Consider the following 15944-nt stretch of genomic DNA (forward strand, 5'->3'; position numbering starts at 1 on the left):
GACGCCCGCATTCTGAGATCGGACAAACCACCCATTTGCCTGCATGAACACTCAGTCACGAGGCCTAGCGCGACGTACCTACCGGTCGGTACTGTGAAATATCCGGTTAACAGAGCACGCGGGAGTTCTTGCCCATGAGCATCACGCACGCCCAGGTCCAGGCCCAGCTCACCGCAGAGGGCCAGCTGTTCGAAACCGAGGAGCTGGAGTCGGGGATCCGCACCTGGAAGCACGCGCCGGGACACTTCCGCACCATGCTGGAGAACAGCCGGTGGCAGGGAGAGAAGGACTTCCTCATCTACGAGGACGAGCGGATCTCCTACGAGCAGCACTACCGCCTGGCGGCGACGCTGGCCAACCGGCTGGTCGAGGAGTACGGCGTGGTCAAGGGCGACCGCGTGGCCATCGCGATGCGCAACTACCCCGAATGGGTCGTCTCCTTCTCCGCCGTCCTGGCGGCCGGGGCGATCGCCGTACCGCTGAACGCCTGGTGGACCGCGCAGGAGCTGGCCTACGGGGTCTCCGACTCCGGCGCCAAGGTGCTGATCGCCGACGGCGAGCGGGCCGAGCGCCTGGCGGGCACGGGCGTGCCGCTGATCGTGACAAGGGGCACGCCCCAGGAGGGCGCGCGCGCCTTCGACGAGGTGCTGGGCGAGGTCAGGGCGGACGTCACCCTCCCCTCCGTGGAACTGTCTCCTGAGGACCCCGCGACGATCTTCTACACCTCGGGCACCACGGGCCTGCCGAAGGGCGCGCTCGGCAGCCATCGCAACCTCGGCCAGGCGCCGATGACCGTCGCCTACTCCCTCATCCGCGCGGTCGTCATGGCCGGCAAGGACCCTTCGGGCACGACGGGCGAGCGGCGGGTCACGCTGCTGACGGTGCCGCTCTTCCACGTCACGGGCTGCTTCGCGGTGATGACAGGCACCATGTTCACCGGCGGCGCGCTGGCGCTGATGTACAAGTGGGACCCGCTGCTCGCGCTCCAGCTCATCGAGCGCGAGAAGATCACCGGGATGACGGGGGTGCCCACCAACGCCTGGCAGCTGCTCTCCCACCCCGACGTGGACAAGTACGACCTGTCCTCCCTGACCGGCATCTCCTACGGCGGCGCCCCAGCTCCCCCCAAGCTGATGGAGCGCATCACCAACGAGCTGCCGGGCCGGGCGCCCAGCAACGGCTACGGCATGACCGAGACCACCGCCCTCGCCATCAACAACTCCGGAGCCGACTACGCCCGCAAGCCCGACAGCATCGGCCTGCCGTCCGCCGTCGTCGACGTGCGCATCTCCGACCCCTCGGGCGCGCCGCTGCCCGTCGGCGAGGTCGGTGAGCTCTGCCTGCGCGGGCCCAACGTCATCATGGGCTACTGGAACAAGCCGTCGGCCACGGCCGAGACGTTCGTCGACGGGTGGCTGCACACCGGCGACCTGGCCAGGGTGGACGAGGAGGGCTTCGTCTACATCGTCGACAGGGCGAAGGACATGGTGATCCGCGGCGGCGAGAACGTGTACTGCGCCGAGGTGGAGGCGGCGCTGTTCGAGCACCCGTCCGTGGACGACGCCGCGGTGATCGGGGTGCCGCACGACGAGCTGGGCGAGGAGGTCGGCGCGGTCATCCGCCTGTCGGCGCCCGCCACCCCAGAGGAGCTGACGGCCTTCCTCAAGGAGCGCATCGCCGGGTTCAAGGTGCCCGCGCACTTCTGGTTCAGGGACGCGGAGCTGCCCCGCAACCCCGGCGGCAAGATCCTCAAGACCCGGCTCCGCCAGGAGGTCCTGGCTCTTTGACCGCCTGCGCCCGGAGGTAGGCGGCGGTCCACCCTGCGCGGAGTGAAGACCGCCGCCAGGCGGTGCGACGCCAGGCGGTGCGACGCCAGGCGGTGCGACGCCAGGCGGTGCGACGCCAGGCGGTGCGACGCCAGGACCCCGACGGGTCTGCCCTGCCTCGGCCGGTCCCCCGGCGCGGCGTGACGAGTGTGCTCGCATCATTTTCCGCCTCCTTCGCCCAGGTCAGCGGTGTGCGGCCGCGCGCGCTTACCTCAGGCGTAATCGCGCGCTTGATGTCGCGGATGACACGGTTGCTCCATCGGAACGAAACACCCTCCGAAGGAGCCGAGATGACCTTCCTCACCGTTACCGCCGACCGGACCAAGTTCCTGCGCCTCGCCCTGGTCGCCGACGCCGTCGTCACCGGCGGCAACGGGCTGATCTACCTGCTCGCCGCGGGCCCCGTGGGCGACCTGCTCGGCCCCGACACCGGAATGCTGCGCGGCATCGGCGTCTTCCTCCTCGTGTACGGCGTGGCCGTCGGCTTCCTGGGCACCAGGGCCGACATCAGCAGAGGCGCCACCAAGGCCGTCATCGCCCTGAACATCATCTGGACCCTCGGCAGCGTCGCCGCCGTCGCGACCGGCCTGCTGGAGTTCACCACGATCGGCGCGGTGTGGGCGATCGCCCAGGCCCTGGTCGTGGCCGCCTTCGCCGAGCTGCAGATCATGGGCCTCCGCAAGACCCGCTGACCCTCTGAACCCGCGATAACCCTTGAAAGGACGAAATATCATGACGCTGATCGAGCGCTACGTGGCCGCCTGGAACGAGACCGACGCCGACGCCCGCGCCAAGGCCGTCGCCGAGCTGTGGACCGAGGACGCGACCTACACCGACCCGCTGGCCGACGTGGCGGGACACGAGGGGATCGCCGCGGTGATCGCCGGAGCGCAGGGCATGTTCCCCGGCATGGTCTTCAGCGCCGGCGAGGTCTACGACGCCCACCAGGACCTCGCCCGCTTCACCTGGCACCTGGGTCCCGAGGGCGAGGAGCCGGTAGTGGTCGGGTTCGACGTGGTGAAGCTCGCCGAGGACGGCCGGATCCGCCAGGTGTTCGGCTTCCTGGACAAAGTGCCCAGCTGACACACAGTCCGCACATGCCCCCGCCGATGCCCTCGGCGGGGGCATCGCCATGTCACGGCCCGAACGCGACGCCGGCGTGGCGGACGCCGGGCGTGGGCGAGGCCCCATCGTGCCGGTGCGCACGCTCTCGCCCGAAAACCGTTTGCCCCCGCCGAGCCCGGCGCTCGACAATCTGAACCCGTGCCCGATTCACTCCGCCGCCTGCTCGCCCACCTCAAGATGGACCTGGGCCCGCTGCGCGACTCACGCGACTACCGGCTCCTGATGGCCTCAGGCGTCATCACGATGTTCGGCACGTTCATCACGATGGTGGCCGTGCCGTACCAGATGAAGCAGCTGACCGGCTCCTACGTCGCGGTGGGTCTGGTGAGCCTGGCGGAGTTCGTGCCGATGGTGATCTGCGGGCTGTGGGGCGGCGCCATCGCCGACGCGCTCGACCGGCGCAAGGTCATCCTGCTCAGCGAGGTCGGGCTGCTGGTCACCTCGGCGATGCTCACGTTCAACGCCATGCTGCCAGAGCCGCAGATCTGGGTGCTCTACGTGGTCGGCGCGCTGTCCACCGGCCTGGCCAGCCTGCAGCGCCCGAGCATGGAGGCGCTGATCCCGCAGGTCGTCAGGCACGACCAGCTCGGCGCGGCGGCCGTGCTGGCCAGCCTGCGCTGGAACATCGGCGCCATCGCCGCCCCCGCGCTCGGCGGCCTGCTGGTGACCACCTTCAGCGTGGCCACCGCCTACGCGGTCGACACGGTCAGCTTCGTGCTCTCGCTGGTGCTGCTGTGGCGTATCAGGGCCGTGCCGCCGAAGGAGGACGCCGCCCCCGCCTCGATCAGGTCGATGGTCGAGGGCCTGCGCTACGCCGCGAGCAGGCGCGACCTGATGGGCACCTACCTGGTGGACATCGCCGCGATGGTCTTCGCCATGTCCACGGCGCTCTACCCCTTCCTCGCCGACCAGTTCGGCACGCCGCAGGCCGTGGGCCTGCTGTACTCGGCGGGCGCGGTCGGCTCGCTGATCGCCTCCCTCACGGGGGCGTGGACGGCGCGCGTGCAACGGCAGGGCATCGGGGTGATCCTGGCCGCGGCGCTGTGGGGCATCTCGGTCGCCCTGGCCGCGGTGATGCCCAGCATCTGGGCGATCTTCCTCTGCCTGGCGCTGGCGGGCGCGGCCGACATGGTCAGCGGCATCTTCAGGATGACCATGTGGAACCAGACCATCCCCGAGGAGCTGCGCGGCCGGCTGGCCGGCATCGAACTGCTGTCGTACGCCAGCGGCCCGATGCTCGGCAACGCGCGGGCAGGGCTCATGGCCGACCTCGGCGGCACCCGGTTCTCTCTGGGCGTGGGCGGTCTGCTGTGCGTCGGATCGGTGGGGCTGCTGGCGTGGCTGCTGCCGTCCTTCCGCGCCTACGACGCCAGGACCAGCGAGCACGCCCTGTCCGAGAAGGCCCGCAGGCAGGCCGCGCACACCGAGGGCTGAGCTCAGCGCGCCCTTCCCTCGGCCCCACCGAAGGCCCGCAGCGCCTCGACGTCGGAGTGGGTGCCCGTCACGTACTCCGACACCCACTCCTGCACCTCGGCGAACCCGCTCTCCTCGACGATGCGCCCGGCCGCGGCGTGGGCGTCGAACGGGGTGCGGCGCAACGTCACCGCGCCGCTGCCCGCCTCCAGCAGCGCCCAGTGGGCGCCCGCCGTGCCGTACGGCATGCCGACCGAACCCGGGTTGACCACCAGCCTGCGCTCCACGAGCCTGACGAACGGCATGTGCGTGTTGCCCAGCACCACCGTGTCGGCCTCGATCCCCTCGAGCACCTCAGCCCACCGCTCGATCGCGCTGTCGACGAGGATCATCTCGTCGTCGCGCCTCGGCGTGGCGTGCGTGAACAGGGTGCGGCCCAGCGCCCCGAGGTCGAGGGCGCACGACATCGGCAGCCCCGCCAGCAGCTCGACCTGGTCACCGCGCAGCTGCTGGCCCGCCCACTGCGAGATCCGGTAGGCGCTGCCGCTGCCTCGAGCCACCTCCACCAGCTCGCGATCGGCGTTGCCGTTGACCCACAGCGCCCGCTCCCCCAGCGACACCAGCAGGTCGAGCGTCTCGACCGGCTGGGGACCGGCCGCCATGTCGCCGGTGAGGACGATGAGGTCGGCGCGGGCCACCTCGGGCTCGGCGAGCACGGCTTCCAGTGCGGGAAGCACTCCGTGGATGTCAGAGAGAACGGCGACGCGCATGCCCCTCACGCTGCCCGATCGGCAGGGCCGCGCTCAAGGTCGTTTCACCTGTGGCGCAATCTCACCCGCTCTCGCGCCAGCCCTCTCGCTCCTCCACCAGCGCGTCGACCTTCGCCAGATGCCCCTCCGCCAGCCCCTCGACCACGACGAGCCACTGAGCGTCCTCGGCGTCGTCCTCGCCCGCGAGCGTCTCCCTGACGACGACGGGCATGCCGAGCAGGGGGAACCATTCCGCCAGCGTCTCGGCCACCTCTTCGGCGTCGTCTCGCTCGGCGAACACCAGCAACTGCCTCATGGACGAAAAGCCTAGGGCGCGCGCCCGCATCCCCGTTCACCGGGCGGGAAGGACGTAGATTGCTACCGTAGACGCATGACGGCCGAAGCGGTGATTCAGGAGATGACGACTCCCTCGCTCCCCGACTGGGTCTTCCCGCCGCCGGAGGGCTTCGTCGCGGAGGACCTCGATCACATTCCGGATCTGCCTGCGCACACTGAGCTCATTGACGGAAGCTTGGTGTTCGTGAGCCCGCAGCGCGACTTCCATTCGTCGATCATGTACGTCCTGCAGAAGGGATTGCTGCAGTGCGTTCCTCCCGGGCATCGCGTCCGCAGAGAAATGAGCATCAGGCTGGGGCCCAGGCAGCGCCCTGAGCCGGACATGATGGTCCTGGGGCCGGATGTCACGGTGAGCAGGGACACGACCTACTTCTCTCCCGAGGACGTCCTCCTGGTGGTGGAGGTCGTGTCGCCCGATTCCGAAGAACGCGACCGCAAGCGCAAGCCGCAACTCTACGCCGAGGCCTGCATCCCGCACTTCTGGCGGATCGAGAGCACCGAGGACAGCACCGTCGTCTACGTCTACGAGCTCGACCCCGCCACCCGCGGCTACGCGCTGTCGGGCATCCACCACGACCGGCTGAAGCTCACCGTGCCGTTCGACGTCGACCTCGACCTCAGCGAGATCGACCAACTCTGACCCACGAGAAAGGGCCCGGGCGCACGACGTGCGCGCCCGGGCCCTTTCGCTCGGTCAGGCTCCGCGCAGCTGGGCGCCGACGCGGTCGGCGGCCATCGCCACGGCCGCGTCACGGGCGGCGGTCGTCTCCTCCACCGTCAGCGTGCGGTCGGCAGCGCGGAAGCGCAGCGTGTAGGCCAGGGACTTGTTGCCCTCGCCCACCTGCGCCCCCGTGTAGACGTCGAACAGCCGCACCGACTCCAGCAGCTCGCCCGCGCCGTCGCGCAGCGCCGCGGCCACGTCGGCCACAGGTGTCCAGTCGGGCACGATGAGCGCGACGTCCTGGGTGGCGATCGGGTAGGAGGAGACGGCAGGCGCCTCGACAGGGCCAGGCATGGCCTTCTCCAGGCGGGTCAGCTCCAGCTCCATCGCGCAGGTGCGCGGCGGCAGGCCGTAGGCCTCGATCACCCTCGGGTGCAGCTCCCCGCCGTGGCCGACGAGCACGTCGCCCACGTAGAAGGCGGCGCACCTGCCGGGGTGCCACGGCTCGTGCTGGTCGGCGACGACCGTCAGCTCGACGTTGGCCTCGCCTGCCACCAGCCTGGCCGCCTGGACGGCGTCGGCCCACGTGGCCTGACGGCCCGTGCCCCACCAGCCGGAGCGCTCGAACTCACCGGCAAGCACGACGGCGACCCGCTGCGGCTGCCTGGGCAGCGCCGACTCGATCGAGCCGAGCTCGTCGTCGCTCGGCCTGCCGTCGACGCCGAGCACCGGCGCCTTGGCGGGCGCGCCCTCGACCGGCCGGTAGACCAGGCCCGTCTCGAACAGCGCCGTGTCGCCGAAGCCACGGCCCACGTTGCGCACCAGGATCTTGAGCAGGCCCGGCAGCAGCGTGGTCCGCATGAGCGGCTCGTCTTCCGACAGCGGATTGGCCAGCCGCACGGCCCTGCGACGGTCGTCGCCCTCGGGCAGCTGCAGGTGGTCGAGGTCGCGCTCGCCGACGAACGGGTAGGCGAGCACCTCGACGTAGCCGGCGGCGGCCAGCGAGCGGCCGACCCGCCTGTGCAGCCGCTGCGCCTCGGTCAGGCCCGCGCCCGCAGGGGCCTTGGGCAGGATCGAGGGCAGGTTCTCGTAGCCCTCGAGCCTGATGACCTCTTCGGCCAGGTCGTTGGGGTCGGTGATGTCGGGACGCCACGAAGGCGGCGTCACCGTGATCATGTCGTCGCCCGTCACGGCCAGCAGCCCGTCGGTGTCGCCGCCCGACACGACGCCGGTGGCGTCGACGCCGCCGCGCTGCGGCGCGGGGCTCGAGCCCGGCTCCACGACGCAGCCGACCTGCTCCAGGCGGGTGACGACCGTCTCATGGGAGTAGGGCACGCCGGCCACCGCGCCGGGGTGGGAGGTCGGGATCGCGATGCGGACCGGCGAGACCTCGGTCTCGGCGTGGGTGACGCCCGGCACCTCGCTGGCCCCGCCGAGCGAGGTCAGCAGCTGCACCGCCCGCCACGAGGCCACCAGCGGCAGCTCACGGTCGAGGCCGCGCTCGAACCGCTTGGACGCCTCAGACACCAGGTTGTGCCTGCGCGACATGCGGGCCGTGCCGGTGGCGGAGAAGTGCGCCGCCTCGATCACGATGTCGGTGGAGTCGCCGGAGATCTCGGTGTGCAGGCCGCCCATCGTGCCCGCCATCGAGATCGCGCCCGAAGCGTCGGTGATGAGGATGTCGTCGGTGCTGAGCTTGCGCACGACGTGGTCGAGCGTCTCCAGCGTCTCGCCCTGGTGCGCCCGCCGTACGACGATCTCGCCGGTCAGCTTCGCCCTGTCGAAGGCGTGCAGGGGCTGGCCGAGCTCCAGCATCACGTAGTTGGTGACGTCGACGGCCAGCGAGACCGGGCGCATGCCCGCCCTGGACAGCCTGGTGCGCATCCACAGCGGGCTGGGCGCCGAGGGGTCGAAGCCGCGCACCTCGCGCAGCACGAACCTGTCGCACGCGGTCGGGTCGCCGATCGAGGCCGGGTAGGCGGGCTCGGTGGCGGCCGGCAGCTCGACGGCGGCGGGGTCGCGGAAGGCGACGCCGAAGGCGGTGGCCGCCTCGCGCGCCACCCCCCTGATCGACAGGGCGTAGCCGATGTCGGGGGTGATCTCCAGCTCGATCACGTCGTCGCGCAGGCCGAGCAGCTCGACCACGTCGGTGCCGATCGGGGTGTCGGCGGGCAGGACCATGATGCCGTTGTGGTCGTCGCCGAGGCCGAGCTCGCGCTCGGAGCAGATCATGCCCTCGGACAGGCGGCCGTAGGTCTTGCGCGCGCCGACCTCGAAGCCACCGGGCAGCACGCCGCCCGGCAGCACGACGGGCACGCGGTCGCCTGCGACGAAGTTGCTGGCGCCACAGACGATCTGGCGCGGCTCGGCCTCGCCGACCTCGACCATGCAGTGGCGGATCGGCTTCTTGAAACCGGTCAGCTCCTCGACCGAGAGCACCTCGCCGACGACGACGTTCTTCACGTCGTGGCCGTGGGAGGTGATGCTCTCGAGCTTGAGACCTGCGGCGGTGAGCTTGTCCGCCACCTCGTGCGCGGTGACGGCGGGGAGGTCGACGTGCTCCCGCAGCCAGGAAAGCGGGACCTTCATCAGATCTCCATTCCGAACGGGAGGGTGAAGCGGACGTCGCCCTCGACCATGTCACGCATGTCTTCGGCGTTGTGGCGGAACATCAGCGTCCGCTCGATGCCCATGCCGAAGGCGAAGCCGGAGTACTTGCGCGGGTCGACGCCGCAGGCGACGAGCACGCGCGGGTTGACCATGCCGCAGCCGCCCCACTCGATCCAGCCCTCGGACTTGCAGGTGCGGCACGGCGGGTTGCCGGGCACGGCCGACTGGCCCCTGCACACAAAGCACTTCAGGTCCATCTCGGCCGAAGGCTCGGTGAAGGGGAAGTAGTTGGGCCTGAACCTGGTCGTGATGCCCTCGCCGAACATGATCTCGGCGAACCTGTCGAGCGTGCCCTTGAGGTGGGCCATCGTCAGGCCCTCGTCGATCGCCAGACCCTCGACCTGGTGGAAGACCGGGGTGTGGGTGGCGTCGAGCTCGTCGGTGCGGAACACCTTGCCTGGCGAGACCACGTAGACGGGGACGCCCCTCTGCAGCAGCGCCCTGATCTGCACGGGTGAGGTCTGGGTGCGCAGCACCTTGCCCGAGTCGGTGGTCTCCACGAAGAAGGTGTCGTGATCGGAGCGGGCCGGGTGGTCGGCGGCGATGTTGAGCGCGTCGAAGTTGAACCACTCGCCTTCGAGCTCGGGACCCTCCGCGACCTCGTAGCCCATCGCGACGAAGGTGTCGGCGATGCGCTCCTGCATGGTGGTCAGCGGGTGGCGGGCGCCCCTCGGGACGCGGTCCCACGGCAGCGTGACGTCGACGGTCTCCTCGACCAGGACGCGGGCGTCGCGCTCGGCCTCCAGCTCGGCCTGGCGCGTGGCGAGCGCCTCGTTGATCGCCTTGCGGGCGCCGCCGATGCGCTTGCCCGCCTCGGCGCGGGCCGCGGGCGGCAGGGCGCCGATCTCACGGTTGGCCAGCGCGATCGGCGAACGGTCTCCGGCGTGCGCGAGGCGGACCTGCTTGAGTGCGTCGAGATCGCCCGCCGCCTTGATCGCGGCGACGGCGTCGGCCTCCATGCGCGCCAGCTCGTCGGCGTGCAGTGGGGTGACCTCGACGGGGTCGTAGTCAGACAAGAGAGAGCTCCGTATCCAGGGCTTGAGCGGACCCGAGTCTAGTCGGATCGCCAGGACGGGTCGTGCGGCGACGGCCGGTCTGTGGAAAAGCGGCGGTCTGCCGTACCTGCTGGGAAAGCCCGCAGATCCCTACGCGAAGTCGGGGGTGCCTGCGGGCATGGTAAATCGGAACTCCGCCCCGCCCTCGGGCGCCCGCTGCACGGTGATCGTGCCGCCGTGGGCCTCGACCAGGCCCTTGACGATGAACAGGCCGAGACCCGTGCCGCCGCGCCTGCGGCTGTTGCCGCGCCAGAACTGCCTGAAGACGCGCGGGGCCAGCTCGGGCGCGATGCCCTCTCCCTGGTCTCGCACGGACACGGCAACTCCCCAGCCGACGGATTCGATCTCGATCGTGACGGTGCCCCTTCCGTGGCGCACCGCGTTCTCCACCAGGTTACCGAGAATCTGGTCGATCTTGTCCGAGTCGAGCCACATTTCCGGCAGCCCGTCGGCGACGTTCAGCCTGAAGCGGTCTTCGGGCTCGCCCGCCGCGACCCTGCCCGCGATGATCCTGCGCGCGCGGGCGGCCACGTCGACCACCTGCCGGTGGACCTCCAGCCGCCCCGACTCGATGCGCGAGACGTCGAGCAGCTCGGTGATCAGCCTGGTCACCCTGTCGGCGTCGTTGTTGACCGTCTCGAGCATCACGAGCTTCTGCTCTTCGGTGAAGCGGGTCCACTTGGCCAGCAGGGTGGCGGTGAAGCCCTTCACGCTGGTCAGCGGCGAGCGCAGCTCGTGGGCGACCGTGGAGACCAGGTCGGCCCTGCTGCGCTCCAGCCTGGCCCTCGCCCCTCCGTCGCGCAGTGTGATCGTCACCCGCTCGACGTCGCCGCCCCGCTCGGGCGTGCGCACCAGCCTGGCGGTGACGTGCAGTTCCTGCCCGCCCGGCAGGTGCAGCGGCCGCTCGGGCACTCTGGTCCTGGTGCGGAGGCCGCCGTGGGGGTCGAGGCACTTCCACCACTCGCGCCCGTCGTGGTCGCGAAAAGGGAAGACCTCGTTGACGTCACCGCCGACGGCCCGCTCGCGGGTGACGCCCGTGAGCCTCGTCGCGGCCCGGTTGACGGCCAGGATCGTGCCGAATCCATCGGTCACGATGAGCCCGTCGGGAAGCTCGTCGATCGGCACCGTGCACGAGGGATCGGCTCCTCGCCAATCGGTGTCTTCGCCGTGCACGAACCTCGCCTCCTTGACCTACAAGGCCGACAATAGCGGGTTTCCCGCACCCGAGGGGACCCGCGACGCCCACCCGCCGGCGGCTCGATCGGGCGTGCGTCGCCCGCCCTTCTCGTACGGCCCGCCCGCCGGCGCCCACCCGAAGAGCGCGCCGTCCCTAGCCGGTCACGTGGACGGTCAGCCCGCCCTGGGCCCTGGCCCTTGCCGTGGGACGGTCAGCCCGCGCGCTGGGCCCTGGCCGAGGCGTACAGGCACACGGCCGCGGCGGTGGCCAGGTTGAGGCTCTCGGCCTGGCCGTAGATGGGCACCCGCACCACGTCGTCGGCCAGCGCCAGCACCTCCTCGGGAAGCCCCCACGCCTCGTTGCCGAACACCCAGGCCGTCGGCCCCGACAGCTCGACGTCGTCGAGCGTGTGCTTGCCCGACCCGTCGGCCGCCAGCACGCGCAGCCCGCTGTCCTTCAGCCGCTGGACGGCCTGGCCCACCGGCGAGCCGATCACCACTGGCAGGTGGAACAGGCTGCCCGCGCTCGCCCTGACGCACTTGCCGTTGTAGGGGTCGACGGAGGCGTCGGTGAAGACCACAGAGTCAGCACCCGCCGCGTCGGCGGTGCGCATGACGGTGCCGGCGTTGCCTGGGTCGCGCACGTGCGCGAGCACCGCCACCAGCCGGGCGCGCTCGGTCACGGCCTCCTCCAGCGGCGTGTGGACCAGGCCGCAGACGGCCACCAGCCCCTGCGGGGTGACTGTCTGGGACAGCTCGGCCATCACCTCGCCGCTGGCGCGGTGGACGGGCAGGCCCTTCAGCGTGGCCTCGGTGATGAGGTCGCCGTGGCGCAGCTCGGCCTCGGCGGTGGTGAACAGCTCCACCACGACGCCGTCGAGCTTCAACGCCTCACGGACGGCCTGCGGGCCCTCGGCGAGGAACTTGCGGTCCTGCTCCCTGAAGGCGCGCTTGGTGAGCCTCCGCGCCGCCTTCACCCGCGGCGCCTTCACATTGGTCAGCTCGGATCCGGCCATGCCCTCTGTCCCCCACTCCTCGAACGCTCATGCCCCGCACGAGCCATTGTCCAGCCCTCTCGCCCCGTCCCTGGCCGTCGGCGACCACACGCCGGCTGGGACGGGGTGAGGTAGGGAGGGGCGACCGGGTCGCGCACAAAGCAAAACGGGCCCACCGACATGTCGGTGGGCCCTGAAAACCGTGTGGGAACGGTCAGCCCGCAGCCGGGGCGTTCACGTTCGCCGGCAGAGCCTTCTTGGCGGCCTCGACCAGCGTCGCGAAGGTCTGGCTGTCGTTGACCGCGAGGTCAGCGAGGATCTTGCGGTCGACCTCGATGTTGGCCAGACGCAGACCCTGGATCAGGCGGTTGTAGGTCATGCCGTTCTGACGAGCCGCAGCGTTGATCCGCTGGATCCACAGGCGACGGAAAGCGCCCTTGCGGTCCTTGCGGTCACGATAGGCGTAGGTCATCGAGTGGAGCATCTGCTCCTTGGCCTTGCGGTACAGCCTCGACCGCTGGCCACGGTAACCCTTCGCCCGCTCGAGGACGACCCTGCGCTTCTTCTTGGCGTTGAGCGCCCGCTTCACGCGTGCCATGTTGTATCTCCCCGGGGACTTGCGCTACTTAGCGAGCAGCTTCTTGATCTTCTTGGAGTCAGCGTCGGAAACGACGACATCATTCTTGAGACGGCGCGTCAGCGTGGACGACTTCCACTCGTTGTAGTGCGCGCGGCTGGCGCGACGGCGCTTGAGCTTGCCGGTGCCGGTAAGCCGGAACCGCTTCTTCGCACCGCTGTGCGTCTTCATCTTCGGCATCTCGCCGTCTCTCCCTCAATTCGTCCGTGCCGACATCCCGGGCCGGTGTGGGCCGGCCCGGTTGCGGCGTGTTCCTCTGGCGCGCTGGCTGGGTTGCCTGTAAGGCTAACCCCAACTGCGGGTCACTCTTCCGGTTCGGAGAGCTCCTCGTCGCCACGCTGTGCCTTTGCCGCGGCCTTTTCGGCCTTGGCCTCGGCCTTCTTCTTGTGCGGACCGATCACCATGATCATGTTACGACCGTCCTGCTTCGGCTGGGACTCGACGAAGCCGAGCTCCGTCACGTCCTCTGCCAGCCGCTGGAGGAGCCGGAAACCCAGCTCGGGACGCGACTGCTCACGTCCGCGGAACATGATCGTGACTTTGACCTTGTCTCCGGCCTTGAGGAACCGGACCACGTGACCCTTCTTGGTCTCGTAGTCGTGCGGGTCGATCTTCGGGCGGAGCTTGATCTCCTTGATGATCGTGTGCGCCTGATTCTTGCGCGCCTCGCGCGCCTTCATCGCGGACTCGTACTTGAACTTGCCGTAGTCCATGAGCTTGCACACGGGCGGACGAGCCGTGGCCGCGACCTCGACCAGGTCGAGGTCGGCCTCCTGAGCGAGCTTCAGTGCATCGTGAATCGACACGATGCCGACCTGCTCACCGTTCGGGCCGACGAGGCGAACCTCGGGCACACGGATGCGCTCGTTGATGCGGGGCTCAGTGCTGATGGGGCCTCCTAGGTATGCGATCCCTACGCGCTCGATCGTGCCGGGCATCGGCGCGCGCCTAAACGCGAAAATGCCCCGCACGTCGCGCATGCGGGGCCACTGAGCTTGGCGGCTCGAATGGCCGTAAGCTCCCCGGAGTAAGTCCGGCGTGATCCTTGACCCGGCCACCTTGCGGTGACACAGGTGGGAGGGGGACCTCCGCTTGCGCGTCCAGCAGGCATGCCGGACCGATCAGAGAGCTACATTACCACAACCACGCGCGTGCGCCGAATCATCCCGCCGCCTCGTTCTCCCCCGCACCGACATCGAAGCGAGCTAGCATCTAGACAGACTAGACAGGAGGCCATGATGGGTTCGTGGCAGCTGCAGGAAGCCAAGCAGCGCTTCAGCGAGGTGGTGCGCAAGGCGCACGACGAGGGGCCGCAGATCATCACCAGGCACGGAGACGAGGTGGCGGTCATCCTCGACATGGCAGAGTACCGCCGGCTCAAGGGCGGCGAGCCGGACTTCAAGGAGTTTCTGCTGAGTGCCCCCGACTGGGGGGACGACCTGGAGTTCCCCCGCAACCGCGACCTGCCTCGCGAAGTGGACCTCGGCTGGTGAGCGTCGGATACCTCCTCGACACCAACGTCATCTCCGAGGTGCGCAAGCGCCAGGGCAGTCAACACGTGAAGGCCTGGGTGGAGGAGTCCTTCGGGCCGACGCTCTATCTGAGCACGATCTCCATCGGGGAGATCCGCTGCGGCATCGAGCTCAGGAGGCGGCGCGACGTCCAGCAGGCTCTGGTCCTGGAGCGCTGGCTGGCTCGTCTCTACGACTCCTTCCTCGACAGGATCGTGCCCGTCACTTCTGAGATAGCGGAGGAGTGGGGGCGCCTCAACAGCGCGCGAACGCTTCAGACGGCCGACGGACTGCTCGCGGCCACCGCGAAGGTCCATGGATGGAGCATCGTCACGCGCAACGTCAAGGACTTCGAGGGGACGGGGGTGGCGGTCGTCAACCCGTTCGAGTGGCCCGTCTGAGGATCTCGGCCTCGCCCGCCGCGCGCATCGCCTCGACCGGCACGACCGGGCGGCCCGTCATCAACTCCACCTGCCTGACCGCCTGGTGCAGCAGCATCGCGAAGCCGCCGACCACCTTCCCGCCTCCCGCCTCCACCGAGGCCGCCAGGCGGGTCGGCCACGGGGCGTAGACGACGTCGAGCAGCGCGGGCACGCGCGCGAGCTGACCGGCGAAGGAGTCGGCCGCCCCGCCCGGCAGCGTGGAGACCACCAGGTCGACCTCCAGCAGCGCCTCGAGCTTGTCGAACGACGCCACCGCGAGGGCCACCCCCAGCCGTTCGGCCACCTCGATCGTCTCCCCCGCCCTCGCGGGGTCGCGCGCCACCAGCGTCGCGGTCCGCAGGCCCAGGTTGCGCAGCGCCGCCAGCGCAGAGGCGGCGGTCGCGCCCGCGCCCAGCACCAGCGCCGAGCCGGGCGTGGGGACCCCGGCCTCGCCCAGGGCCCGCTCGATTCCGTAGACGTCGGTGTTGTCGCCGTGCCTCACCCCGTCGGTGAACACCACTGTGTTGGCCCCGCCCACCTCGACGGCCAGGTCGGAGACCGTGTCGAGCAGCGGGAGCACGGCTCGTTTGAGCGGCATCGTCAGCGAGAGCCCCGCCCAGTCGGCCGAGTCGAGCAGGGCAGGCAGCCGCGCCTCGTCGCACTCGTGCGCCTCGTAGGTCCAGCCGGTCAGGCCCATGGCCTGGTAGGCCGCCCTGTGCAAGTAGGGCGAGAGCGAGTGCGCGATCGGCGACCCCAGCACCGCCGCCCGTCCCGTCGTCCGCACGCCCCGCTCCTCCCCCACGCTGACCAATCCACAGGACTCTACCGCCCCCACCCGATCCCGCCCGAACAGCCGTGGCCGCCCACGTCTGTGTCACAACCCCACCCCCTGTACGGCAGGCCCTCCTGGCGCCACCGTGGTCACGGGGCCGGGCTCCCTCCAGGGATACGCCTCACCGAGCGCACGTGGCCGGCCGCCGTCACGGACACCCGAAGGCCACGCCGCCTCTGCGGGCGAGGTGAGGGCGAACCAGGAAGGAGGTCCTGGGCGAAGCGCGCGAGCGGCCGACGAGGCGTGGAGGCCGAGGGTGGCAGTCGGCCGCCCTCACGAAGCGGGCGGGCTCCGCGTGGACCTCTTCTCGGGCGACGTGACGGTGGGTCAGCGTCGCGCCCGAGGAGCGTCGGCCGGGCAGACGGTCAGCGGTGACCACCGGGGAGCATGAGGGGGGCTTGCCGTACAGCCGAGCAGGACGCCTGCGGGCGCGCCGGCGGCTTCGTGAGGGCACGCCCCGCGCGCGCACCGGCGGCTCTGTGAGGAAACGCCCGCGTGTGAACCGGCGGGCTACG

The 15944-nt window shown here is 70.3% G+C and carries 17 protein-coding genes; 7 read left to right on the plus strand and 10 right to left on the minus strand.

Translation table 11 applies throughout. From position 1 onward, the window contains the following. The first annotated feature begins 134 nt into the window (after nt 1-134). The 4 genes from ABFX50_RS41445 (at nt 135) to ABFX50_RS41460 (ending at nt 4385) form a co-directional block, all read left to right on the plus strand. A complete protein-coding gene (locus tag ABFX50_RS41445; RefSeq protein ID WP_346154605.1) occupies nt 135-1787 on the plus strand; it encodes a class I adenylate-forming enzyme family protein in 1653 nt (550 codons plus the stop codon). Between the two features lie 329 nt (nt 1788-2116). Beyond that, on the plus strand, nt 2117-2518 hold the full coding sequence (locus ABFX50_RS41450) for a hypothetical protein (protein ID WP_183662116.1): 402 nt from the start codon (nt 2117-2119) through the stop codon (nt 2516-2518). 40 nt (nt 2519-2558) lie between these two features. Next, nucleotides 2559-2909 (plus strand): nuclear transport factor 2 family protein, encoded by a 351-nt coding sequence (locus ABFX50_RS41455; protein ID WP_346154607.1) that lies wholly within the window; start codon nt 2559-2561, stop codon nt 2907-2909. 180 nt (nt 2910-3089) lie between these two features. After that, a complete protein-coding gene (locus ABFX50_RS41460) occupies nt 3090-4385 on the plus strand; it encodes an MFS transporter (protein ID WP_346154609.1) in 1296 nt (431 codons plus the stop codon). Between the two features lie 2 nt (nt 4386-4387). Here the strand turns inward: ABFX50_RS41460 and ABFX50_RS41465 are convergent, their stop codons facing one another. Both ABFX50_RS41465 and ABFX50_RS41470 read right to left on the minus strand, forming a co-directional pair. After that, nucleotides 4388-5134, minus strand: coding sequence for a metallophosphoesterase family protein (locus tag ABFX50_RS41465; RefSeq protein ID WP_346154611.1), 747 nt, complete (start codon nt 5132-5134; stop codon nt 4388-4390). A 61-nt stretch (nt 5135-5195) separates the two neighbouring features. Then, nucleotides 5196-5429, minus strand: coding sequence for a hypothetical protein (locus ABFX50_RS41470; RefSeq protein ID WP_183662122.1), 234 nt, complete (start codon nt 5427-5429; stop codon nt 5196-5198). Nucleotides 5430-5504: 75 nt separating this feature from the next. Between ABFX50_RS41470 and ABFX50_RS41475 the strand changes: the two genes are divergently transcribed. Continuing rightward, nucleotides 5505-6110 carry a Uma2 family endonuclease gene (locus ABFX50_RS41475; RefSeq protein WP_346154614.1) on the plus strand — a complete coding sequence of 202 codons (606 nt, stop codon included), beginning with the start codon at nt 5505-5507 and terminating at the stop codon, nt 6108-6110. 54 nt (nt 6111-6164) lie between these two features. On the opposite strand, the gene ABFX50_RS41480 is transcribed toward ABFX50_RS41475, so the two are convergent. The 7 genes from ABFX50_RS41480 to infC form a co-directional block, all read right to left on the minus strand. Then, nucleotides 6165-8720 carry a phenylalanine--tRNA ligase subunit beta gene (locus tag ABFX50_RS41480; RefSeq protein ID WP_346154615.1) on the minus strand — a complete coding sequence of 852 codons (2556 nt, stop codon included), beginning with the start codon at nt 8718-8720 and terminating at the stop codon, nt 6165-6167. After that, nucleotides 8720-9760, minus strand: a complete 1041-nt coding sequence (gene pheS, locus ABFX50_RS41485) for a phenylalanine--tRNA ligase subunit alpha (protein ID WP_246453864.1) — start codon at nt 9758-9760, stop codon at nt 8720-8722. Before pheS ends, ABFX50_RS41480 begins: the two co-directional genes overlap by 1 nt. Before the next feature lie 186 nt (nt 9761-9946). Then, nucleotides 9947-11029, minus strand: a complete 1083-nt coding sequence (locus ABFX50_RS41490) for a sensor histidine kinase (RefSeq protein WP_346154616.1) — start codon at nt 11027-11029, stop codon at nt 9947-9949. A gap of 215 nt (nt 11030-11244) precedes the next feature. Beyond that, complete coding sequence (locus ABFX50_RS41495) at nt 11245-12048, minus strand: TrmH family RNA methyltransferase (RefSeq protein ID WP_183662136.1); 804 nt, start codon at nt 12046-12048, stop codon at nt 11245-11247. A 193-nt stretch (nt 12049-12241) separates the two neighbouring features. Beyond that, complete coding sequence (gene rplT / locus ABFX50_RS41500) at nt 12242-12625, minus strand: 50S ribosomal protein L20 (RefSeq protein ID WP_183662138.1); 384 nt, start codon at nt 12623-12625, stop codon at nt 12242-12244. A 24-nt stretch (nt 12626-12649) separates the two neighbouring features. Next, entirely contained in the window at nt 12650-12844 is a 195-nt protein-coding gene (gene rpmI, locus ABFX50_RS41505) for a 50S ribosomal protein L35 (protein ID WP_183662139.1), read from the minus strand. 122 nt (nt 12845-12966) lie between these two features. After that, nucleotides 12967-13644, minus strand: coding sequence for a translation initiation factor IF-3 (gene infC, locus ABFX50_RS41510; RefSeq protein WP_246453727.1), 678 nt, complete (start codon nt 13642-13644; stop codon nt 12967-12969). A gap of 255 nt (nt 13645-13899) precedes the next feature. Between infC and ABFX50_RS41515 the strand changes: the two genes are divergently transcribed. Together ABFX50_RS41515 and ABFX50_RS41520 are read left to right on the plus strand one after the other, a co-directional pair. After that, nucleotides 13900-14157, plus strand: coding sequence for a type II toxin-antitoxin system Phd/YefM family antitoxin (locus ABFX50_RS41515; protein WP_346154618.1), 258 nt, complete (start codon nt 13900-13902; stop codon nt 14155-14157). Beyond that, entirely contained in the window at nt 14154-14576 is a 423-nt protein-coding gene (locus ABFX50_RS41520) for a type II toxin-antitoxin system VapC family toxin (protein WP_346154620.1), read from the plus strand. The genes ABFX50_RS41515 and ABFX50_RS41520 overlap by 4 nt, the downstream gene beginning before the upstream one ends. Here the strand turns inward: ABFX50_RS41520 and ABFX50_RS41525 are convergent. Then, nucleotides 14551-15381: a shikimate dehydrogenase gene (locus tag ABFX50_RS41525; protein WP_346154621.1), complete on the minus strand. Its 831-nt coding sequence runs from the start codon at nt 15379-15381 to the stop codon at nt 14551-14553. The genes ABFX50_RS41520 and ABFX50_RS41525 overlap by 26 nt on opposite strands. Nucleotides 15382-15944: the final 563 nt, after the last annotated feature.

The organism is Nonomuraea recticatena, from assembly GCF_039533245.1.
Taxonomy (GTDB): Bacteria; Actinomycetota; Actinomycetes; order Streptosporangiales; family Streptosporangiaceae; genus Nonomuraea; species Nonomuraea roseola.